This window comes from Actinacidiphila sp. bgisy160, assembly GCF_057707815.1.
Genome location: NZ_JBYIQW010000053.1, coordinates 18,867 through 39,657 on the forward strand (window position 1 = coordinate 18,867; position 20,791 = coordinate 39,657).

At 69.1% G+C, this 20,791-nt stretch carries 18 protein-coding genes and 2 pseudogenes; 4 read left to right on the forward strand and 16 right to left on the reverse strand.

Annotated features, from left to right (window positions below; all coding sequences use genetic code 11):
* Positions 1 to 81: 81 nt before the first annotated feature.
* The 3 genes from AC3EUJ_RS30055 to AC3EUJ_RS30065 all read right to left on the reverse strand — a co-directional run bounded on the left by AC3EUJ_RS30055 (position 82) and on the right by AC3EUJ_RS30065 (position 4,123).
* A complete protein-coding gene (locus AC3EUJ_RS30055; RefSeq protein ID WP_431966912.1) occupies positions 82 to 1,644 on the reverse strand; it encodes an FAD-dependent oxidoreductase in 1,563 nt (520 codons plus the stop codon).
* Positions 1,641 to 2,816 carry a lycopene cyclase family protein gene (locus AC3EUJ_RS30060; RefSeq protein WP_431966860.1) on the reverse strand — a complete coding sequence of 392 codons (1,176 nt, stop codon included), beginning with the start codon at positions 2,814 to 2,816 and terminating at the stop codon, positions 1,641 to 1,643. Before AC3EUJ_RS30060 ends, AC3EUJ_RS30055 begins: the two co-directional genes overlap by 4 nt.
* A 305-nt stretch (positions 2,817 to 3,121) precedes the next feature.
* Positions 3,122 to 4,123 (reverse strand): B12-binding domain-containing protein, encoded by a 1,002-nt coding sequence (locus AC3EUJ_RS30065; protein ID WP_431966914.1) that lies wholly within the window; start codon positions 4,121 to 4,123, stop codon positions 3,122 to 3,124.
* A gap of 128 nt (positions 4,124 to 4,251) precedes the next feature.
* Between AC3EUJ_RS30065 and AC3EUJ_RS30070 the strand changes: the two genes are divergently transcribed.
* On the forward strand, positions 4,252 to 4,887 hold the full coding sequence (locus AC3EUJ_RS30070) for an RNA polymerase sigma factor (protein ID WP_431966862.1): 636 nt from the start codon (positions 4,252 to 4,254) through the stop codon (positions 4,885 to 4,887).
* A 970-nt stretch (positions 4,888 to 5,857) separates the two neighbouring features.
* Here the strand turns inward: AC3EUJ_RS30070 and AC3EUJ_RS30075 are convergent.
* Positions 5,858 to 7,231: an FAD-dependent oxidoreductase gene (locus AC3EUJ_RS30075; RefSeq protein ID WP_431966864.1), complete on the reverse strand. Its 1,374-nt coding sequence runs from the start codon at positions 7,229 to 7,231 to the stop codon at positions 5,858 to 5,860.
* Between the two features lie 71 nt (positions 7,232 to 7,302).
* Between AC3EUJ_RS30075 and AC3EUJ_RS30080 the strand changes: the two genes are divergently transcribed.
* Positions 7,303 to 8,280, forward strand: coding sequence for an AraC family transcriptional regulator (locus AC3EUJ_RS30080; protein WP_431966866.1), 978 nt, complete (start codon positions 7,303 to 7,305; stop codon positions 8,278 to 8,280).
* A 331-nt stretch (positions 8,281 to 8,611) separates the two neighbouring features.
* Here the strand turns inward: AC3EUJ_RS30080 and AC3EUJ_RS30085 are convergent, their stop codons facing one another.
* The 4 genes and pseudogenes from AC3EUJ_RS30085 to AC3EUJ_RS30100 form a co-directional block, all read right to left on the reverse strand.
* Entirely contained in the window at positions 8,612 to 9,487 is an 876-nt protein-coding gene (locus tag AC3EUJ_RS30085) for a hypothetical protein (RefSeq protein ID WP_431966868.1), read from the reverse strand.
* Between the two features lie 255 nt (positions 9,488 to 9,742).
* Positions 9,743 to 10,636, reverse strand: coding sequence for a S66 peptidase family protein (locus tag AC3EUJ_RS30090; RefSeq protein ID WP_431966870.1), 894 nt, complete (start codon positions 10,634 to 10,636; stop codon positions 9,743 to 9,745).
* 89 nt (positions 10,637 to 10,725) lie between these two features.
* Entirely contained in the window at positions 10,726 to 11,247 is a 522-nt protein-coding gene (locus AC3EUJ_RS30095; protein WP_431966872.1) for a M20/M25/M40 family metallo-hydrolase, read from the reverse strand.
* 194 nt (positions 11,248 to 11,441) lie between these two features.
* Positions 11,442 to 11,819 (reverse strand): annotated as a pseudogene (locus AC3EUJ_RS30100) (transposase); the annotation flags it as partial.
* 196 nt (positions 11,820 to 12,015) lie between these two features.
* Between AC3EUJ_RS30100 and AC3EUJ_RS30105 the strand changes: the two are divergent.
* Positions 12,016 to 12,465, forward strand: a complete 450-nt coding sequence (locus AC3EUJ_RS30105) for a transposase family protein (RefSeq protein WP_488180975.1) — start codon at positions 12,016 to 12,018, stop codon at positions 12,463 to 12,465.
* 130 nt (positions 12,466 to 12,595) lie between these two features.
* Here AC3EUJ_RS30105 and AC3EUJ_RS30110 read toward each other — a convergent pair whose 3' ends face one another.
* The gene (locus AC3EUJ_RS30110) at positions 12,596 to 13,249 is read right to left on the reverse strand and encodes a TetR/AcrR family transcriptional regulator (protein ID WP_431966875.1); all 654 of its coding nucleotides are present in this window, start codon (positions 13,247 to 13,249) and stop codon (positions 12,596 to 12,598) included.
* A gap of 113 nt (positions 13,250 to 13,362) precedes the next feature.
* Between AC3EUJ_RS30110 and AC3EUJ_RS30115 the strand changes: the two genes are divergently transcribed.
* The gene (locus AC3EUJ_RS30115) at positions 13,363 to 13,860 is read left to right on the forward strand and encodes a quercetin 2,3-dioxygenase (RefSeq protein WP_431966877.1); all 498 of its coding nucleotides are present in this window, start codon (positions 13,363 to 13,365) and stop codon (positions 13,858 to 13,860) included.
* 628 nt (positions 13,861 to 14,488) lie between these two features.
* Here AC3EUJ_RS30115 and AC3EUJ_RS30120 read toward each other — a convergent pair.
* The 7 genes and pseudogenes from AC3EUJ_RS30120 to AC3EUJ_RS30150 form a co-directional block, all read right to left on the reverse strand.
* Positions 14,489 to 14,949: pseudogene (locus AC3EUJ_RS30120) on the reverse strand (IS256 family transposase); the annotation flags it as partial.
* 290 nt (positions 14,950 to 15,239) lie between these two features.
* Positions 15,240 to 15,635, reverse strand: a complete 396-nt coding sequence (locus AC3EUJ_RS30125) for an MmcQ/YjbR family DNA-binding protein (protein ID WP_431966879.1) — start codon at positions 15,633 to 15,635, stop codon at positions 15,240 to 15,242.
* Positions 15,636 to 15,758: 123 nt separating this feature from the next.
* Positions 15,759 to 16,409 carry a nitroreductase family protein gene (locus AC3EUJ_RS30130; protein ID WP_431966881.1) on the reverse strand — a complete coding sequence of 217 codons (651 nt, stop codon included), beginning with the start codon at positions 16,407 to 16,409 and terminating at the stop codon, positions 15,759 to 15,761.
* Positions 16,410 to 16,539: 130 nt separating this feature from the next.
* The gene (locus AC3EUJ_RS30135; protein WP_431966883.1) at positions 16,540 to 17,073 is read right to left on the reverse strand and encodes a carboxymuconolactone decarboxylase family protein; all 534 of its coding nucleotides are present in this window, start codon (positions 17,071 to 17,073) and stop codon (positions 16,540 to 16,542) included.
* A gap of 547 nt (positions 17,074 to 17,620) precedes the next feature.
* Positions 17,621 to 18,124: an isocitrate lyase/phosphoenolpyruvate mutase family protein gene (locus AC3EUJ_RS30140; protein ID WP_431966885.1), complete on the reverse strand. Its 504-nt coding sequence runs from the start codon at positions 18,122 to 18,124 to the stop codon at positions 17,621 to 17,623.
* Between the two features lie 112 nt (positions 18,125 to 18,236).
* A complete protein-coding gene (locus AC3EUJ_RS30145) occupies positions 18,237 to 18,785 on the reverse strand; it encodes a carboxymuconolactone decarboxylase family protein (protein ID WP_431966887.1) in 549 nt (182 codons plus the stop codon).
* A gap of 518 nt (positions 18,786 to 19,303) precedes the next feature.
* The gene (locus AC3EUJ_RS30150; RefSeq protein ID WP_431966888.1) at positions 19,304 to 20,566 is read right to left on the reverse strand and encodes an MFS transporter; all 1,263 of its coding nucleotides are present in this window, start codon (positions 20,564 to 20,566) and stop codon (positions 19,304 to 19,306) included.
* Between the last annotated feature and the right edge of the window lie 225 nt (positions 20,567 to 20,791).

Genomic DNA, 20,791 nt, shown 5'->3' on the forward strand with positions numbered 1-20,791 from the left:
AGGCCACGTACTTGGTCAACGTCCGCGTGTGAGCTCGACTCCCCAGGTGGTAACGGAACATCCGGAGGCTGTCTTTGGGCCTCAGCTGAGTCGGGCCAGCGCCCGCATGCCTGCGGACCGTCCCTGGATCGGCACGGACCACAAGGGGTGCCCGAGGATGCCCCAGCTCTTCAGGAGCGCGTTGGCGGCCTCGAAGCCGGTGGTGGCGGCTCGTTCCATCAGCGCGACTGGCAGCATCGACCGCACCATGTCACCCGCGACCACCAGCCGCGGGTGGCCGGTGCGGACGCTGGGCCGGTCAGCGTAGCCTCCGATAGGGAAGAGCGGGCAGTCATCCCGCCACTCATGGCGCACGTCGACCACGCGCGCGTCAGCGGACTCAGGGTAGACCCGGGCGAGTTCTCGGAGCATCGCGGCCTCCACGGCGCCCCGTTCGGCCGTGGGGTCGACGGCGTACGCGTGAAGTTCCACCACGGAGCCGCCGGTAACCGCGGCCCAACGGGCCGCTTCGCCCTCCCACCGGTCGAGGACGCTGATGTTGTCGACGGGCCCGTACCCGCTGGTGCCGAGGAAGCCTGGCCGGTCGGCGCGGACCGGGCGGTCCAGCCAGTACCGGGAGACGAGGAAGGGCGGTGCCTGGCGCAGCTTGTCGACGCGAGCGCGCCAGTCGGCATCCACCAGATCCGGTGAGGCGGCGACCACGCTCCGCAGCCCGCGGCTGTCGAGAGCGAGCACGACCCCGTCGTACGGCTCCTCCCGAAGGGGTGCGGCCGGTGAGTCCGCACAGGTACGGGTCACGCGGAAGCCGTTCCCGTCGGGCCGGACCGCAACGACCCGAGTGCCGGTCTCGACGGTGGTGCCGAGCTTGGACAGATAGGCGGCCAGCGGATCCCACAGAGCCTGGGGATAGGGCTCACGTGGCACATCGAAGAGCAGGCCCTCGGATGAGCCGAGAAAATAGACGTGGAACATCAAGACCAGTTCGGCGGCCGACAGTTGGTGAGGATCGGCGAAGAAGCTGCGGGAGAACACCTCGAAGGCCAGGTGCCGGGCGTCCTCGGGGAAGCGGACCCGGTCCAGGTATTCGGCCGCGCTGATGTGGTCGAGCCGTTCGTACACGTCGGGGACGCGGACATCCAGCAGGGTCAGCGCCTGGCGGGGATTCATCCCCGCCAGTCCCGACCAGGTGAAGCTCGGGCTGAGCGCGACGAAGCCCATGACACTCCACGGGGGCGTCCTCGGCACATGGCGGAAGCTGTCACGGGCCTTGCCGCGCTGCAGGGGGTAGTCGGCCAGCGGACGCAGCATGCTCGAAGTCGGGTCGGTGCGGCGCAACAGTTGCCGCAGGTTGTAGTACTGACGGAAGAAGGCGTGGAAGCCTCGGCTCATAGTGGCTGCTGAACCGTCTGCCAGTGTCGTCGACCAGCCGGAAACGCGGCCGCCGAGCGCGCTGCCCTGTTCCAGCAGGTCGACTCGAACGCCTCGTTCGGCCAGGGCGGTGGCGGCGGTCAGGCCGGCGATGCCGCCGCCTACGACGGCCACCCGGGGACCCGGTGAGGGCGCGCAGGCGATGCCGTCGGTGGCCGGCCACAGAACCGCTCGGCGGTCCCGGCCGTGGTGGGCCGAACGGTAGGGGCGGGTCAGGAACACGTCGTGGCCTTTCGACGGGGAAGCAGGGGAAGTTCCGCCAGGGAGCGCAGCATGGGGAGGACCGGGGTGCTCAAGCCGATGGCCCACTCGTCACGCAAGGACGAAGCACCGTCAAGGAACCTCACAACCCGCTCGGCCGGGTTGCGGCGGAAGAGTTCCTCGAAGAAGGCGGCCCCCCCGACCCGGCCGGTCGCCAACGCGCGCAGCATGACGGCGTCCATCAGCCGGTGCCGGGCCGTATGAGGCATGGCGGGCAGGGGAGTCCGGCCGGCGTGCAGGGCCCGAGCGGCGGCGGCCGACTGCCGCTGGATCGCAGCGAAGGCATAGCCTGTCGACGGACGGGTTGCTCCTCCGGCGACGCCGATACGGAACACCTGGCGTCCTACCCGGCGCGGAAAGAAGCCGTCGGTCATAGGGATGACGCCCTGCTCCACCGCTGTGACAGCGAAAGGGCCGAGCGAACGCACGCGGCGTACGTAGTGGTCGAGTGCCGAGTCGTAGGCCGCCTCAGACAGCGGTGCGGCGGAGAACTCCGTGTACTCCACGAGCGCCTGCCGGGTGCTGATCGGCAGCGTGTAGACGAAGGAGAGACCCTGGTCGGGCTGCCCAGTGCGGAAGTCCATCAGATCGGCGACTGCCGGATCGAAGCACTCCGCCTGTGTGGTGACGAACCAGCCCCGGAAATGCTGCAGCAACGTCGTGCGGGCGGCGGGCAGTTCCCGGGGCGGCCTGGAATCGAAGACGTAGCGGCCGGTGAGCCGCACGTTCCGCCCCGCAGCGTCCACCGCGCTTACCTCGGCGCCCCCCGGGACGTCGCGGACCGCGGTGACCGTCGCTTCCAGCCACCGCACCTGTGTCCGATCACGCAGCGCGGTGCCGATGTGGTGGAGAAAGTCGACCGAGCGGATCATCTTGTAGGCGCGGAGGAGCGGTGCCGTCGTGTTCGTACCGTCGCGGTTGGTGATGCGCATGTGCCGCCAACTGGCGGCGACGAGGTCGTCGTACTCACCTGGGTCCTCGTCCCAGAAGCACCAAGTACGCGATGCAGACCGCGCGGACGACCCGGCTGGAGGCTGCACGAGGATCACCGAGGGCGTCGCGGTTGACGACTCCGGCGGTCGTGTCAGGCGACGTGCGAGGGACAAACCAGCCGCGCCTGCTCCCACGATGACGACATCAGCGGTGTCGGATCGGTGCACGGCAGTCCCTTCCCAGCGGTACGCGGGATGACCGCGATCATTGGTCCTTCCGTCGTCTCAGGCGTGGCGGATGCAAAGACCTCGACACAACCGCCTACGGGCTGGCAGGCGACTGCGGCCGGACCACGTCTCCCCTCGAGGTCGGCCGCGGGCGGCAACCGCGGTGGCCTTCCGGCCACCGCCCTGTCAGGGAGACCTGGTTCCAGGTGCGGCAGCCGAACGTCCGGCACGGTCACGGCGCGAGTGCGCTCCCGCCTCCTGTGCGGCGGGACTCAGGACTTGGCCAGTCCCGTGAGCAGATCGAGCGCGTCTTGCAGGCTGTGGGGGCGGAGACTGCCGCCAAGGTGTCTGGCATGCGTTGCCCAGCCCGGTCCCGTGAGGACCACCGCCGGAGCCGTCCGGGCTCCGCTGACCCCCCACTCACTGGCGCACAGCACGGCTGCCAATTCACGCTGAGCGGTCGACCTGCCCTGGGACCACACCACCACGGCTACCGGTCCCAGCCGGCGTACAGCCTCGAACAACGCTCCGGCGGGAACGGCAGCCCCGAACATGCGCACCGGGACATTGCGCTGCGAGAGTCCGGCAGCCACTGCTTCCAGCGGCAGGGTGTGCTGCTCGCCGGGTGCGCAGGCCAGCAGCACCGGACGGCCGCCCGGTCTTGGCCGGTCCGCAGCGGTGACTCGCCGCAGCGCGCTGGAGACATGCCAGGACAGCAGGTGTTCGACCTCCACGTAGCGTTCACCGGAGGAGGCCCACTTACGGCCCACGGCACGCAAGGCGGGAATGATGATCTCATCCCATGCTTCGACCAGATCCAGGTCGGCGAGTGCTGCAGCCAGGAGTCGCTCCACCTCCGGACTGTCCAGACGCACAGCTGCACGGGCAAGGCCACGGCACTCTGCCCGCACCTTGCCCAAGGGCAGACCGTGGCCGCCCGGTGCGCCCGGTCTGATCATCGGAGCAGGCGACTTCGCCGGTTCCGCCTCCTGCGGACTGCGAGGGCGGTCCTCCGCCAGTGCCTGCCGGGCCGCCTCGCCCGGAGGCACTCCTGTCGCCGTGAGACTGCACATACGCTCCAGGACCGCGATATCGCGCGCTGACCAGCGGCGATGCCTCCCGCCCTCGCGTGATGCCGGCCCCAGGCCGTAGCGACGGTCCCACGATCGGATGGTGGTCGGGGCCACACCCAGCTGCCGCGCCACGGCACCCGTGCTGAGCCCGCCGCGTCCCGTGATGTCCGCTGTCTCCCGACCTTCGTCCGTGTCTGTGATCACCCCTCCAGAATACGACGCACAAACGATGCGAGTTGTGTCTCCTGCGCTTTCGGACTGCCATGGTCACTGCCGGATCGTGATGCGAGACCTGCGCGATTTAGCCGGCCCACCTGCGGAGGGATCACATGACTGCTCTGACGGATACCCGCAACAGCGTCCGTGCCGGCGCGGCACCCACGGCTTGGGCTCCGGCCACTGCGGGCCTGTCCGGCGAACGGCTGTCGGACGAGGAACTGGCCGCCGGCATCGTGCGGGGTGACGAGCGATGCCTTGCCGCCGCCTACCACCGCTGGGGGAGCCTGGTCTACTCTCTCGCCACCCGCGCTCTGGGAGACCCGACAGAGGCCGAAGACGTGACTCAGCAGGTCTTTCTTGGTGCATGGCGGGGACGCCACACCTATCGCGCCGAGCGCGCGGCACTGCCCGCATGGCTCGTGGGCATCGCCAAGAAGAAGATCGCGGACGCGCTGAGTGCACGTACGAGAAGGCGCAATCTGGCCGATGCCATGATCACCGCTGTGGCCGACCCCGCCCCTCCTGCCCTGGCCGAGCAGATCATCGACCATGTTCTCGTCGAACGCGAACTGGCCAGGCTCCCCGCTCCGCAGCGCGAGGTGCTCCGCCTGGCGTTCTACGACGACCTCACCCACAGCCAGATCGCCGAGCGGACCGGGCTGGCCCTGGGCACCGTCAAGAGCCATGCCCGCCGCGGGCTGATCCGCCTGCGGCACAGGCTCCGGACCGTTCTCCTTGATCAGTGATGCCGTCACACGACGCCCTGTGGTGACGGACGAGGGGCCGCGGCGCAGTGGACTGCCCTGCTTCAGCAGCGGCGCTGTCAGCCAGAAGCCGGCTCCGGTCCGGCGGCCTGCAGGGCTTGTCTTCTCGGAGACGAGAACCTGCCGTGCATCCGCAGGGGGCCGGCGGGAGGAAGCCGTCTGTGTAGCAACTCGTGAAAGGACTGCCGACCCTTCAGGTCTGGTGCCCAAGGCCAGCCCGTTCCACGCTGGTTGGCTGATCCCGGAAGGCAGGCACCAATGCCGCATGTCGATACCCGCATTCTTGCTGACCTTGCGCTCGGCGAATCGACGCCCGAGCAAACGCGCCTGGTCGGAGCCCATCTGCGGCAGTGCGGGAGGTGCCTGGGAGAGCTCGAGGCCCTGCGGCGCGTCGTACGGGCGGGGCGATCCCCGGCCGCTGAGCCGCTCACTTCGCCCCCGGAGCGGATCTGGCGGAACATCACGGTATGTCTGGATGCCGACTCGGGGCGGACTTCTCGTCCTGATCCAACCGCGGTACCGCGCCTCCGCCCGCGTTACCCCATGTGGTTGCTTGCCGCCTGCGCGTTCCTCGTCGCAGGAGTCGCTGTGTGGAGCGTAGCCACGCGGTAGCCCGCGCCGGTCACGGCCCCGTAGCTCAAGGCGGACGCGGTCGCGCTCGACCGGTCACGGCCCGGGGCGACGACTCGGCAGGTCGCTGCCGACCCGGAGATCAGACCCGAGACCTGCGCGACTGGGTCAGGGCGGCCGGAGCGAGCCGCGCAACCGTGTCCAGGCGCAGCTCTTCCGAACTGGTGGGCAAGTTACCTGGCAGCACCCTCGCCCCGACACGGCGGCAAGTACCGTACCCGCTGATGGGCGGCGGGGCGGGCATGGACGTGTAGGCAGACATCGCCGGGCGCTGCGCGGTTCGCCGTGGAAGGACACCGGCGGCGGCAGCGGCCCGGCGTGTTCACCGGAGGGTGGCCAGTACCTCGTTGAAGGCTTCGGTGGAGCTCGGGTGCGTGTAGATGGCGTCGCGCAGCTCGGTCGCCGTGACCCCGTGGCGGATCGCCAATGCGACCGTGTTGACGAGTTCCTGGGAGTCGACGCTGAACAGTGCCGCACCGAGCACCCGGTCGGTCGCCGTGTCGAGGACGAACTTCATCAGTCCCCGGGTCTCCCCGACGATCTTGGCCCGGGGCATCGACGCGATCTCGCCGACCGCCTTCTCGGCGACCGCGACCGCGTACCCCTGCTCGCGCGCCTGCTGCTCGGTGAGCCCGACGCGGGACAGCGGGGGCGTCGTGAAGACGGTGTACGGCACCGCTTCGCGGTCGCGGGTCGTGCGCGTGCCGGCCCCGGTGAGCTGGTCGGCCACGATGCGGCTGTCGTCGAGCGAGATGTAGGTGAACTGGGGCCCGCCGTTGACGTCCCCGACGGCGAAGACGTTCGGCTGGCTGGTGCGCAGGTACTCGTCCACGGCTATGGCACCCGACTGCGTGGTCAGGATGCCGGCGTCCTCGAGCCCGAGCCCCGCCGTGGCGGGCCTTCGCCCGGTCGCGACGAGTACGGCCTCGGCGTCGACCGTGCGGTCCTGCCCGTCGACACGGTAGTGCACAGCGGCGTGGTCGGCCGTGTCCGTGACGCCCGTGACCGTCGCTCCCGTCACGATGGTGACGTTCTCGTCGGCCAGGACGGCCGCCACCGCGTCCGCGACGTCCTCGTCCTCACGCGGCAGCACCCGCGTCCCCGCCTCCAGGACGGTCACCTCGGTGCCGAACGCGCGGTACATCCCGGCGAACTCCAGTCCCAGGTAGCCCGCCCCGAGGATCACCATGCGGGCGGGGCGTCGCGGATCACGCACCAGGTCGGTGCTGGTCCTCATGAACGCGCTGCCGCGCAGCCCGGGGACGTCGGGCACGACCGGCACCGCGCCGGTGTTGACGACGACGGTGTCCGCGGTGACGAGCAGGCGGTCGCCACCCGCGCTGACCTCCACCGTCTTCGGGTCGACGAACCGGGCGCGGCCGGTGACGACCGTGACGGAGTCGACGGTGTCGAGCATCTCGAAGTTCTTCGCGCGGAGCGCGTCCGTCAGCCGGGTCGTGCTCAGCACGGCGTCGCGGAACCCGGCCTCCGGCGGATCGTCCGGGCGGCGCTCGCCTGCGTGGTGGATGAGTGCCTTGGTCGGTACGCACCCCACGTTGACGCAGGTGCCGCCGTACATCGCGTCCGACTGCTCGACGATCGCGACGCGCCGGCCGAGACGGCCCATCCGGCCCGCCAGGGTTTTGCCGCCCTTGCCGAATCCGATCACGAGGAGATCGACATGCATGGTTTCCATGCCCCCTACCTTGCTGCCCCCGTGTCGAGATGCCAAGATCAGTGAGTGCCGATTTCTATCGAGAAAGTCTCATGGATACTCTGAGTCGCGTGGTCCACCTCGCCCGGCTTCGGGGCAGCGTCGACATCCGCTGCCTGATCGCCGGGAGCCACACCCTGGACAATCCCGCGGGCCGGACCGGCAGCTCGCCCTTCCATCTGCTGCTGGAAGGCGAATGCACCCTCGAACTGCCCGACTGGAGCATCGACCTGCGGGTGGGCGACATGGTGCTCCTCCCCCGTGGCACGGCACACCGCATCCACACCCACGGCCCCGGCCCGGCGACGTCCGTCGAGCACCGGGACGTCGGTCCGTACGCCCTGGTGAGCGGAGCCGCGCCGGACGGCGACGTGGCGCCCGTCGACCTCTTCTGCGGCCACTTCACATGGGAGCCGGGCGCGGGACAGGTGCTCATGGGCATGCTGCCCGAAGTGCTGCACGTCCCGCTCGGCGCCGGCGCGGACAGCCCCCTCGCGCTGCTGAGCGCCTTCATGCGTGACGAGGCCCGCGCCGCCGGACCGGGCACGGAGGCCGTCCTCGACTCCCTCTGCGACGTGCTGCTGACGCTGGCGCTGCGCGGGGTGCACGGCGTGAGCCGGATGGCGTGGCTCGCCTCCACCCGCGGTGTCGTACGGACCGTCACCGACGCCGTGCTGCGCGACCCCGCCCACGACTGGGGCATCGAGAAGTTCGCCGCGCTCAACTCCATGTCGAGGGCGACCTTCATCCGGCACTTCGGCCGGGAGACCGGGATGAACGCCGGGGAGTTCCTCATGCGGCTGCGCATGCTCCTCGCCGCGGAACTGCTCGCGGAGACCGAACAACCGGTCTCCGCGGTCGCCGCCGCCGTGGGCTACGCCTCCGAGTCCGCCTTCGGACGCGCCTTCCGTCTCGCGGCGGGCGACACCCCCGCCCGGCTCCGCCGCGCGGCCCGTCAGGGCGTACCCGGCGAGGGCGCCTCCGTCCTGCGTCTGCGCGCTGCGAACGGCGTGGAGACGCCGGGGCCGTGACCGCTCGGCGGCGGCGCCGCAGACGGCGGACCCGTCTGCGCGGCCCCCGCGCGTGGCGCGTCACTGCTGACGCCTGTCACCGCCAGGCAGCGCGACGACGGCGGCATCACCCAGACCGTCACCCGGGCCCTCGGCTCATGCGACACCCCGTGGCCGGTGCCTGACGCGAGGCGTCAGGCACCGGCCGCACACCGACAGGCGGACAGCGACGCGGCATGGGCCGTGCCTCGGCGGCCGCACACGGGCCCGTGCTTGCAGTTCGCGGTCCGCCACGAAGTGACCGTGCCGGTCGCTGCCCTCCACGCATGGCTGTGACCGGCGCTCTCGATGCCTAGTGAGCAGCGTCGACACCGGCGGGCAGCTCGATCCGCCCGGCGTACGCGCCCTGGTTCTCCTCACGGACGTCCTGCTCGTACGCGATGTCCCCGGCGCCGGTATACGGGACGAGGATCCCGAACTCGAACCGGTGACTCTTGACCCGGTATGTCGCCGCGTCCAGGACCAGGACCTCCTCCAGCCGGGACAGGGTCAACTGGTCCTCGTTCACCGGTACACCGGCCTTGCGCAACTGCTCGGCCGTGGGGTCGAACTCCCGCTGCGCCTTCTTCGCCCACGCCCGGTCCTTGACGGCGGCCAGCTTCTGCTTGCCGGCGGCCACGCGGAGTTCGACCGTGCCGCGTGACTCGGTCAGCTTCACGTCGCCTCCGCCGGCGGCCTGCGCGTACCTCGCGAACTCCTTGACGGCCGCGACCGGGTCCTCGGTCTTGTCCTCCATCTCCGGGTCGGAAGCGGGTGCCCGCTTCCACGCCGCGTGACCCTCTTTGAGGTATGCCGTGCCACCGACGACGTAGATCTCCTCGCTCTTCTTCGTCCCCTTGCTGCTGGTGCTGACTCCCTCGGCGTGCAACGCCTCGGGGTCCGTGCCGCGGTGGACCGTGGCCCGATACGTGGCAGCGCTCCGCTGTCCCTGGAGAGTCAGCCCCTCGCTGCCGGTGACCGAGAAGGTCCATCCGCTCTCGTCGGCCATGGCCGCCGCGGCGAGGTTGAGGAAGTCCTCCGGCGACTTGGGACTTTCGGGGGACTGCCCGACCGACGTCGCCTCGGGACGCGCGGCGCCGGTCTGCGCAGGCTCCTTCCCCGCGCCGCAGGCGGCGAGCGGCAGCGCAAGGGGGAGAACCAGTCCGGCCGTCAGGCGGCGAGTACTCATGGACGTCTTCCTTTCGTCACGGCGGGGAAGCGCGGAATGTACAGCACCGGTCAGCCCCCGATCACTCCGGCACCCATCGGGTGTGAGTCATCGGATAACGGAACACATCAGGAGCTGTGGCTTCCTTCCGGACAGGTGGCGCGCTCCGCAGAGCCGCCCGCCGCCGGCGCGTCGTCCTCGACGCCCGACTTTCCCCACGCGGCGGAGAACAGCCCCATGCCCGCCGGTTCGGCCGGTCGCAGGCGTACATCGCGGTCAGACCGAGAAGGGTGCCGCCCTTCGCACCTGAACGCCGCCACACCCTTGCGCCGTCCGGCCGCGTCTCTGCTGCGGTACACCGTGGCCGATGTCGGCACCGGCCAGGACCGGGATACCGAGGTCGCCGAGCCGGTCGTGCAGCAGTTCCTCGACACGCTCGCGCGTGCCGCAGTCCGTGAAGGTGCCGCAGACGATGCCGGCGGCGCCGTCGAAGTAGCCGGCGCGCCGTAGCTGGGTGAGGAACCGGTCGAGCCGGAACGTCTCCTCGTCGACGTCCTCCAGCAGGACGATGCCGCCGCGCGCGGGCAGTGAGGTGTCGGTGCCCAGGGAGCAGGCGAGCAGGGTGACCGTGCCGCCGAGCGTGACGCCCTGCGCGGTGCCGCCGGCCAGAGGGCGGGAGTCGGGAAAACGCAGTTCCTTGACGGACGCCGGGTCGGTGAGCAGCGCGGCGAGCCCGTCGAAGTCGGCCCGACCCGGCCGGAAACCGCCGATGGCGGGCATCGGCCCGAACAACCTCGTCCAGCCCAGCTTCACCGCCACCGCCTCCAGCAGCGCCGTCGCGTCGGAGAAACCGACGACGGTACGCGGGGTGGGCGTGCCGACGGCGTCCCAGTCGACCAGCTCCAGGGTGCGCTGGGCGCCGTAGCCGCCTGCCGCGCAGAACACGGCCGTGAACGCCGGGTCGGTGAGCGCGTCGTCACCGGCGAGGTACTCGCCGCCCGCCCGCGCGGAGGCGAACACCTCGGGCTGGAGGCCGAGCCCGCGCAGCGACTCCAGGCCGACCTCGAGGTTCTCCTGGTCGGTCGGCCCACTGGCGGCGATGACGGCGACACGGTCACCGGGCTTGGGCGCGGCGGGGCGGACGAGCCCCTCGGGGGGCAGGGCGGGCATGTGGCTCCTTGGGATCAGGGGGTGGGGTGCGGGGTTGCGGTGCGGCGGCCGATGCCGGGAGTGCCGCGGCCGACCTGCCGGAGCGGCGGTCAGTGGGTGTCGAGGAACGCGGCTATGAGGGCCGCCCTCTCCAACAGGGCGGACAGTGAGGCGTACTCGTCCTCGCCGTGGGCGTCGGCGCCCGCAGGACCCAGACCGTCGACCGTCGGGATGCCGAGCGCGCCGGTGAGGTTGGTGTCGCCCGCGCCGCCCGAGGAACCGAGGGGCACGAGACGTACCGGACGCCTGGGAGTGGCGCCCGTACGGGACAGCAGCTCCATGGCCAGTTCGACGGCCACCAGGGAGCCCTTCATGTCGAAGACCCCGGGGCCGGTGACCGTGTCGCCGTCCTCGGCGAGGGTGAACGGGCGTCGGGAGATCGTCCCGGCCGGGAAGACGATGTCGCTGTGGGCCACGAGCAGTGTGTGCCCGGCAGACAAGCCGTCTCCCGCGAGGTCCTCGGTCTCGCGGCCGTTCCAGTACGCCACCAGGTGGGCGCCGTCCGGCCCCGGTGGCTGCTCGACACGCCCGGCGGTGGCGGCGAGACCCGCGGCGAGTCGCTCGCCGAACACAGCTGCACGGTCGGCGTCGCCGGAAGGGGTCTCCAACGAGACCAGGTGTTCCCAGCGTTCCAGTACCGGCTCGGCGGACGTGCGGGCCAGGGCGAGGAGTTCGGCGGGCTCAGCCCTAGCAGTTCTCCACGGCCGAGGTGACCACCCGGGTCAGGGCACGGAAGCAGCGGATCGCCTCGTACATCGTCGGTCACGTCGTAGCCGGAGTCCATCACGATCAGGATCTCGGGATCCCCTGGCTGCCAGTGCCTGGCTTGCCTCAACCGCTCTACCGCGTGGCTAAGTTGGGCGGCCGTGACGGCGGTCGCGTCGTCGGCGGGCCCGAGGCGGACAGCGTCCAGCAGCGCGACCCAGGAGGTGCGGCCGGTCTCCAGGGCGGCGACGAAAGAGTACGGCCACCCCGGCACGAACTGATCCTTCTTGCGGTCACCGCGTCCGTAGACGTGGCAGAACAGCCGGTCGTCGCTGGTGGGGGCATCAGGACGCAGCCAGTTGCTGACGTCCACGGCCAGCACGATCCGCCCGTCGGCCGCCTTCGACAGCGGCAGGCCGGCCAGCGCGCGCCGCAACCGCACCGGCTCCAGCCACAGGGTTTGATCAAGTTCCGGATTCGTGTGGCTGGGCCGGGAGATGACCGGTTGGGGTGCATAGCAGAGCAGGCACGGGCTTCGTGATCATTGGGGTGTCGAAGCTCAACGATCACGAGGTGGCCCGTGCCTGCCGCTGTATCCTCCCCCATCCCCCCCGGTGTTTGCGAAGTTGGGTCCCTTGGACCTTGGCCGGGTCGCTGACCTGCGCCCTTTCCTGAACCTGGTCCCCGATCCGCGGGCAAGGAAAGGCCGCTGGTACTCGCTGACGGCGATCCTCCTCGTCTGCGCCTGCGCGGCCGTCTCGGGAGCCAGGACCATCGACGAGATCGCCGAGTGGGCGGCGCGGGCCTCGGAGGCCGTGCTGACCGCCGTCGGAGTCCGACGGCATCCGCTCAGATGGCGTCGCTCACCCTCGCGGACCACGATCGCCCGTGTGCTGGCGGCCGTCGACGAACCAGACGTCCTGCTTGGCTCTTCCTGGCTGGACCCGCGTCGTCATGGTCATTTTGTCCCGTTTTTGCACCTCGGCCCAAAAACTGGTGGTGTGACGACCGGTCGAATCCGCCTTGGCAGCCGCGATCGGAGTGGAAGCTCACCGGACGGGTGGGGCGGCGGCATGCTGCGGTGAGGGCCTCGGCGGCCAACTCTGTTTGACGGTGATGGAGGGTCGCGAGAGGGCATTATGGGCGTGGACCGGCTAAGCGGAGAGCCGGTCGCAATCAGTTGCGCGCCGTGCTGGCTGGAGTGCGGCCACCGTGTCACGACTTGTTTTCCGGGTACCGTGCTGTCGGGCGCGGGACGGGGGTGTCGAGGCCGAGGCTGTGGTGCATCTGGTCGGCGATCCAGGCGGTGTACTCCTGTTCGCTCCAACCGCACGCCCGGACCAGGAACCGGTAGTGGGAGGGGTCGTTGAACATCCATATGGCGTCGATGGCGCGCTCGCGGGCGATGCGATGCGGTCCGGGTTCCAGTGCTTCGATGATGTCGATCACCATGCTGGCGCCGGCTCGTCGGTTGCGCTGCATCGTTTCCCACAGTTCGGCCAGCTCGGGACCTTCGTCGGCGGCCCGGCGTACCACCTCGAAGACCTCGGCGGCGCGCCCGCCGATGATGCGGCAGACCTCGGCGTAGGCGTTCAGGACCGCCTGCGGAGTTCGACCGTCCCGCACCGGCCGGAACCAAGGGCGTTCGGCTACCGGCACGGGCTCGTCGTCGCCCGCCAGCGCCTGGTTCACTACCTCGCGCAGCAACGCGGCCTTGGAGCCGAAGGCGGCGAAGACGGTCGGCCGCGCCACAGCGGCGTCTGCGGCGATGTCGGCGAAGGAAGTGGCGGCGTAGCCGCCGACGACGAAGAGCCGGTTCGCTGCCGCGACGATCGCCTGCCTGGTCTGACGGGCCTGCTCGTCGCGCAACGGCGAGTCGTACCGGCGCCGCCCGCGCCCGGCTGAGCCGCTATTGACGCCCATGAACCGTCATACTACCGTCATATTCACTAGACGCGGTCTATTCAACTGGGGGAGGCGGCATGCCGTCCGTCAACCGTCCCTACGTCCTGGCCGGCGCCGAGGGGCAGGCGCTGTGGTTCCTCGGCAACCTCGTCACCGTCAAAGCCACCGGAGAGCAGACCCGGGGCCGACTCACCGTGGCGGAGTTCCTCAACCCCGCCGGCTTCGCCCCGCCCCTGCACCGGCACCTGGAAGAGGACGAGATGTTCTACGTCCTGTCGGGCACGGCCCGCTTCCTGTGCGACGGGGAGGAGCTCACCGCCCGCCCGGGGGACTTCGTGTATCTGCCGGTGGGCCTGCCCCACACGTTCGTCGTCGGCTCCGAGGAACCTCTGCGCTGCCTGCAGATCACCACACCGTCCGGCTTCGAGGATTTCGCCACGGATGCCGGTACCCCAGCCCGCGAACGCCGGCTCCCCGACCCCGGGCCACTCGACCCCGCGGCCCTCGGCCACGCCGCATCACGCCACCACATCGAGATCCTCGGCCCGCCGCCGAAAGCCCACACCGGCGCATAACCGCATCGGCACGCCAGGTGCGAGCCGCGGCGACCAGGCGAGGGCCGTCCGCCCCCCGGCGGCTGCGTACCCGCTGCGGACTCCGGCACGCTCTGGGCGTTGTACCGCGATCACGATGGGGTAGCGGGGCGTGGCGCGCGCCGGATGCGGATAGCGCAGCGCTGGATGCAGTAGTGGCCTGGGCGGTCGGCCTCACGTGCTACTTGCGATCGGAGGCCGACGGCAGGTTCAAGTCATGGCGGCCCGTCGTGAGCGGATGCGGTTGGGAGCGTGGCGCCGTGACTGTGTTTCAGGCCACTGGTTCCAAGGGTGGTTCAGAACCGGCCCTTGCGTAGATAGAACGGCGCCGCGCACTGGCTTTTCGGCGAGTTGGTCGATCGCCTCATGCCGAGAAGAACAGCGCGGGTGCACTGGGGCCGCTGTTGTTGTCCACTCTTTGCCCCGCATCACGGCGACGGAACAGCGGGCGTGATGCAGTAGTGCCTGGCTGACGGAGCCGAGCGGGTCATGCGCGGGTGACCGAGACGGTGGGGGTGCCGGCGGAGACGAGTCAGACGACGGTGGAGCGGAGCAGCGATGGCCGGGAGCCCAGAAGGGGGCAACGGAGGGCGTGCCATGATCACGGCGAGAGCTGGACGATCGCCGGATACTTGGCGCCCCACTCCTCGGAGAACTCCAGGAAGCTGTCCTCGGCGGCCTTCACGGTCGCCGCGGCGTAGACGGGCCTGAGTGCCTTGGCGATTTTGTCCCAGTCCTGGCGGGCCGCGTAATGGAAGCTGTTCCATAGAAGGTGAACCACGCAGGTCTGGACAATTGTTTGAGGCCAGACGGTCTCGACGGCGTCGGGCAGGCCCTTGAGACCGTCGCAGACCAGCATCAGCACGTCGTCCAGGCCGCGGTTCTTCAGCTCGGGGAACACCTGAAGCCAGTATTTCGCGCCCCCGCCGCCGTCACCGGCCCAGATCCCGAGGATCTCGCGGTGGCCCTCGACGGTCACGGCCATGACCACGTAGATCGGCCTGTTGGCGACCTGGCCGTCGCGGATCTTCACGTTGATCGCATCGACAACAGGACCGGATAGACGCGGTCATCGCTTCCGAGGTCGTCGCCGGTTCCAACTCGGCACTCTGGTCAGTCATTTGGCGTCTCTTCCTTGATCGGTAGATCCGCCGTTAGTTTCACACTCCCCTCAGGCGCCGTGTTCACCTGCTTCCGGGGCCCGCCAGCATGATCAACCGGCCCAGGCCGGGGCGATCCGGGCAAACGCCGGGGCCCTGCCGCTTGGTGTGGGAATTGGAGGTGGGGGAGCGCGGAGGGAGTTCGGTGACGTTGATGCCCTCGCCGGGAGCCGGTTCTGTTTTTGCCTGACGCCGTGTCGGTCAGTCGGCGGAGGGCGGGAAGCTGAAGGTGTCGGGGTCGACCGGGCGGCTTCGTCTGGGAAGGCCCGCGACGACGAGCAGGTACGACTCGGTCACGAGGTCGTCCACCAACGCCTGCTCGATATCCTCACCAGGTCTGACGGTGATCCAGTGCTTCTTGTTCATGTGGTAGCCGGTAGAGATGCTCGTGTGGGACGCGCGGAGCGTCTCCGCATCCGAGGGATCGGCCTTGAGGATCACGACCGGCTCCCCGGGCATCGATGTCTGCAGCATGAACACCTTGCCGCCGACTTTCCACACCTCCCAGTCGCCGGCGAACTGGTGCGTGTGCTCGGAACCCGGGAGCTCTGCGGCGCGCGCGGCGGCGCGACTCTGAAGTGTCCTGTCTGCGTGCATCTTGGCCTCCTCGAGGTCGGTAGAGGTCGACCGCCCGGCGTCCTTCGAGGAGAGGTACGGGCGCCGGACGGCCGAGTCGCCCAGAACTGAGCGGGCGCGTCGATCGCGCACCCGCTCAGTTCGTCACGTGTAGGTGAAGATCTTCTCGGCGTCGAAGCGCGAGACCGGCTGGCGAGAGACGCGCGTCTCGTCCGGGTACCCGAGCGCCATGATCAGCGTCGTGGTGAAGTCGGTGTCGGTGAGACCGAACGCTTCGTCGATCGCCGCGCGGTCGAACCCTTCGAACGGGGTGGCGTCGACTCCGAGAGAAGCAGCGGCCATCATGGTCGCGCCGACCACGAGGTACGTGTTCTTCTCCAGCCAGTGGAGCACCTCGCCGCCATAGTTCTCCGACTGGATCTTCACGAAGTGGGACGCTCCAGCCTCCCATCCCTTCTGGATCTCCGGGTCCGCGAAGCGACCGTCCGCGCGCTCCTTCGCGAAGATCTCCTGCAAGTGCTCGTCGGGAATCGTCTTGCGGGTCGTGAACACGATCGCGTGCGACGCGTTGCGCACCTTCTCCTGGTTGTCCTCGAAGCGACCGACGAGAGCGTCCGCAAGCTTGTCCTTGCCGGCCTGCGATTCCAGCACATGGAAGTGGTTCGGCTGGATGTTGATCGTCGTCGGCGAGGTGCGCAGGTAGCGCAGGAGGAGCTGGAAGGTCTCCTCCGGGATCTTCTTGTTCGGGTCGAAGTAGCGGGTGAGGTGCCTGGTGATCAGATTGTTGAGATCCATGCCTGGTTTTCGTTTCCTGTTCGGACAGATCGGGTCAGGAGAGGGAATCTGGGCGTTGGAGTCACGTCAGTACGTGGTGAATGTCGCCTTCATCGGGGCGACCTCCGTGCCCGTCGACGCGGGTCGCTGGTTACGCGCCCGCACCGGGGATGTCGACGACGGTGTCGTTGACGTTGTTGAGGTAGTTCGTGAGCAGCGTGACCACCGCGACGGTGACGATCGCCTGGATCTCGGGGTCGGTGTACCCGGCCTCGCGGACCGCGGCGATGTCCTCGTCGCCCACCTGACCGCGGGTCTCGATCAGCTGCTGGGAGAAGCGGGCGACGGCGGCACGCTTGGGATCGGTGGAGCCGCCGGTGCGGGCCAGCTCGATCTCCTCGGTGGACATGCCTCCGAGGTTCGCGGAGATGTATCCGTGCATCGCCGAGCAGTAGTCGCAGTCGTTGGAGTGGGATGTGGCCAGTGCGATCGTGTGGCGGGTCTTCGCGTCGAGGAGCTTCGCGATGCTGCCCTGCAGGCCCATCACGATCTCGAGGACGGTCGGGTTGGCGGCCAGCGTGGTGAACATGCCCGGAGCGAAGCCGAACTGCTTGGCGATGGCGTTCAGCGTGCCCTGCGTCTTGGCGTCGATGTCGGTGAGCTCGGGCGTGCTGAGGCGAGACATGGTGGTGGTCCTCCGGTCGGAATTTTTCTGGGCTGTTTGGCCCACTTGCAGTCAACGCGATGCAGAGTGGGCTGTCAAGCCCAATCCACCTTACTTTGGGCTACTGAGCCCAACATGAGCGGGGTGACATGCGCATGGACGATCGATCGCGTGGTCTTCGCGAGCACACGGGCAAGGGGGCCGGCGACGCGAGGTCGCATCCTCGAGCACGCCGCGGACTTGATCTACAAGCGGGGTGTCCACGCGACGAACAACGAGCTGGTGCGAAGAGCAGCGGGGGCGGCGGCTCGCAGCTGAGCCACTACTTCCCGAACAGCCTTGGTTCGTCCTCGTCGTACTCCTGCGGACGCAGAAGGTTCGAGTCGGCCAGGCCTTCGTAGGGTGGGACATTGGTGGGTGAAGTCATTGAGGCCTCCAAGCCATCGGATTCCCGCGACCTCTCGGTACCAGCGCCGCGGCCACGGCCCGGCGGGAGAACACCATTCAAGCGGCCCGATGTCGACGCGGCGTCTATCCGGCATAGTCACCTGGGCGGCCGGCCATCGGCTCACGCCGAGCAGTGAAGACGCCCCTGGGGCTCAGGGCTGCCCCGCCGCGCTTCCCTACCTCCCGGACCGGCCGCAGCGTCGCGCGCCTGTCGGCGGTCTCTGAACCTGGACCCTTCGGGGTCGGTGATTTCGATCCGCACCGAGGTCTGCCACCAGCGCGGCGGCGCGGTCGGCGGCAGCAGCAGCATCGCGGCCCGGTCGGCATCCCGCCGCCCGGCACGGTCAGCACCTTGTCCACCCTCGCGGCGACGTCCTGCGCCTGTCGCCATGCCCGTCCTCGGAATCGCCCTTGACGGGCAGCCTGGGCCGGCCGAGCAGCCGCGCCTGCCCAGGTGCTCCTCGCGAGCGACCTCGTGTCGCCCGTCGAGGCGGCCGAGCGAGATGGCCAGCGCCGCCGACGACGTCGCGATCGCCTCGGAACCGGCATCGGCCGGCATCAACCCCGACAGGCCGTCCCAGGCTTTCGGCATGACTGGGACACCCTCGCGGGTGTCCAACGCCATGAGCTTCTCGTAGAGCTCAGAACCTGGCACGTGAAGCCCGCTCTTGAAAGGGCATCAGTTCGATGAGAGGGGCGCGGGCCGTGTACGCGACCCGGTACGAGGGTTCGAGCGATCAGCCGGACGTTCCGACCGAGCCGACGCCGGGGATGTCGATTTCGGTCTGGTTGACGTTGTTGATGAAGTTGGTCAGCAGGACCTGCACCGCCACCGTGACGATCGCCAGGATCTGCGGGTCGGTGTATCCCGCGTCCCGCACGGCCGCCAGGTCGGCGTGGCTCACCTGACCGCGGCTCTCCACCACCTGCTGCGCGAAGCGAGCGACCGCGGCGCGCTTCGGGTCCACCGAACTCCCTGCCCGGCACAGGTCGATGTCCTCGCTCGACATACCGCCGAACTCCGACGACATGTACGAGTGCACCGCCAGGCAGTAATCGCAACCGTTGGCCTGCGAGACCGCGAGCGCGATCGTGTGCCGCGTCTTCGCGTCCAGAACCCGCCTCGAAGAGCCCTGCAGTGTCGTGACGACGTTGAGGACGGTCGGGTTCGACGCGAGAATCGCGAACATGTTCGGGACGAAGCCGAACTGTGCGCCGATGTTGTCGAGGATGCCCTTTACCCCGGCGGGGACCTCGTCAGGTGAGGGAACGTGCAGTCGGGACATAGCGAATCAACCTCCGGTGAGTAGTCGTCGTCAGCCCGGGTTGTCCTTGAGCTGTTTTGGGCTTGTCGGCCCACTTCTGTGGTTGACGCCGCTCGGGACCGGGCTGTCAAGCCCAATTCGGGGATCGTCTGAAGCGTGAAACCCACCACAGCAGTTCGAGTCCGCGCCGCGGGTGTTCTGGCGGTCCTCGGTAGAAGTCGGGAGCCTTCTGAGGGCGGTGCCGGTGCCCGGTGGTGTGGAGCCGCGGCACGTCCCGCAACCGTGCACGGCGCATCCGGAACAGATCGTGGAGTACCCGAGCAGCGATCCGCCGCGCGACCTGTTCGACCTCCTGTTGGAGCGCTTCAACCGACTGGAGGCTGAGACTGGCTGGGATTACTGGAGCGAGCTGTCCGTGGCGGAGGGCATCAAGTGTGGAGGGTGTCCAGGCTGGACCCGAGACCGGCAGTGGCCATCTCCCTGTGTGTTCGTTGCTGATCGGCACGGCGGCGATGCTCTGACAGTGAGGTTCTTCATGATCACTCACCATGTTGGCTGATCGGGTCCGCATGCGGGTTGCGTGCAGCGAGGACAGTGAACAGGGTCGCGATGACGACAAGGGTGCCGTATCCGAGTGCGATCTGTGGTAGCGAGAGAGCGTTCGAGAGCTGGCCGAAGAGGAGGCTGATGAAGGCGGCGCCGCTGTAGCAGAGGAGGTAGATCGCGCTGAAGATCGGCGCCCGGTCGGCCAGAATGCTGCCGTGCAGCAGACCGCGGGTGGCGGCGCTGACGGCGATGCCTTGACCGACGCCGCTGACGATGGTCGCGGCGATGAACAACGGCAGTGTGCCGATGGCGATGGCTGAAATGATGCCGATCCACCCGGTCAGGAAGATGATCATGCCGATGCGTTGGGCCGCCGCTGGTGTGAACCGGCCGCCGATGGGAGCGCCGAGAACGCTGGGAGCCATGTAGGCGGCGAACACCAATCCGAGGATGAGCGGGCTGTGGGTGTGGAGTTGATCTTCGACGAGCGCGGGCATGAAGGACTGGTAGAAAGCCCCGGACGCATAGCTGATCACGAACACCGTGGCCGCGACCGGGAGCAGACGCCTGACCCGGGCCGGTACGCGGACCCGGGGTATCAGTGATCGCCAAGCGCCCGGCGTCGGCTTCGCGGTCTCCGGGCTGATGACGATGAGCGCGGCGGACAGTGCGAGGAGACCGGCGCAAACCAGGTAGATGAGCTCGCGTGGCCAGGGGGCGAACTGGACCAGGGCACCGGCGGCGACGGCGCCGAGGGTGAGGCCGAGCATGGGTCCTTGGCTGGAGGCGACGGAGGCCAACCATGCCGGCCGGGTGGGCGCGGCGTCGACGATGTAGGAGGTGAGGCTGCTGCTGGCCAACCCCGTACCGATACCCATCAAGAGCCGAGCGGCCAGCAGAGTGCCGATGTGGTGCACGTCCAGCAGCAGCAGAGTGCCCAGCAGGAGCAGGCCGAGGCTGGCGATCGCGGCGCGGCGTCGGCCCAGATGGTTGGACAGTCGTCCCAGCAGCAACAGTGCGGCGATGATGCCGACCGAGTAGGCGACGAAGGCCAGCGAGAAGCCGGCGTTGGTGAACCCGTCCTCGGCCCGGTAGGTGTTGAGCAGGGGAATCGGTGCGGCCGATGCGGCGAACGAGGCCACCAGGGAGATGATCGCAGCGGCGAATGCCAGCCGGAGTGTTCTGCCCTGGTGAGGCCGGTTGATCACTGGTGACACGCCCATGTCGTCGGCAGGGGGCGCGTTCAGTCGTGACATGGCGGATCAACCTCCGGTAGCTGTGCGAGTAGTCGCCGAGCCCAGGTCGGGGCGAGCACTTTCATGGGCTTGGCAGCCCATTTCGCAGAGTTAACAGTGCTCGAGACTGGGCTGTCAAGCCCACTCGCTGGTGCCGGGAGAGAGGGGCGCGCGGGAGACGATCCGGCGGGCGAAGCAGCCGGGCGAGGAATCCACACGCTCGAGGCGGCCATGTTGAGCGGTGGC

Bases quoted from the DNA above. Each gene is read 5' to 3' on its own strand.
- AC3EUJ_RS30070 (WP_431966862.1), top strand. From the start codon at position 4,252: ATGACTGCTCTGACGGATACCCGCAACAGCGTCCGTGCCGGCGCGGCA.
- AC3EUJ_RS30075 (WP_431966864.1), bottom strand. From the start codon at position 7,231: ATGGAAACCATGCATGTCGATCTCCTCGTGATCGGATTCGGCAAGGGC.
- AC3EUJ_RS30080 (WP_431966866.1), top strand. From the start codon at position 7,303: ATGGATACTCTGAGTCGCGTGGTCCACCTCGCCCGGCTTCGGGGCAGC.
- AC3EUJ_RS30085 (WP_431966868.1), bottom strand. From the start codon at position 9,487: ATGAGTACTCGCCGCCTGACGGCCGGACTGGTTCTCCCCCTTGCGCTG.
- AC3EUJ_RS30090 (WP_431966870.1), bottom strand. From the start codon at position 10,636: ATGCCCGCCCTGCCCCCCGAGGGGCTCGTCCGCCCCGCCGCGCCCAAG.
- AC3EUJ_RS30115 (WP_431966877.1), top strand. From the start codon at position 13,363: ATGCCGTCCGTCAACCGTCCCTACGTCCTGGCCGGCGCCGAGGGGCAG.
- AC3EUJ_RS30125 (WP_431966879.1), bottom strand. From the start codon at position 15,635: ATGCACGCAGACAGGACACTTCAGAGTCGCGCCGCCGCGCGCGCCGCA.
- AC3EUJ_RS30130 (WP_431966881.1), bottom strand. From the start codon at position 16,409: ATGGATCTCAACAATCTGATCACCAGGCACCTCACCCGCTACTTCGAC.
- AC3EUJ_RS30135 (WP_431966883.1), bottom strand. From the start codon at position 17,073: ATGTCTCGCCTCAGCACGCCCGAGCTCACCGACATCGACGCCAAGACG.
- AC3EUJ_RS30140 (WP_431966885.1), bottom strand. From the start codon at position 18,124: ATGGCGTTGGACACCCGCGAGGGTGTCCCAGTCATGCCGAAAGCCTGG.
- AC3EUJ_RS30145 (WP_431966887.1), bottom strand. From the start codon at position 18,785: ATGTCCCGACTGCACGTTCCCTCACCTGACGAGGTCCCCGCCGGGGTA.
- AC3EUJ_RS30150 (WP_431966888.1), bottom strand. From the start codon at position 20,566: ATGTCACGACTGAACGCGCCCCCTGCCGACGACATGGGCGTGTCACCA.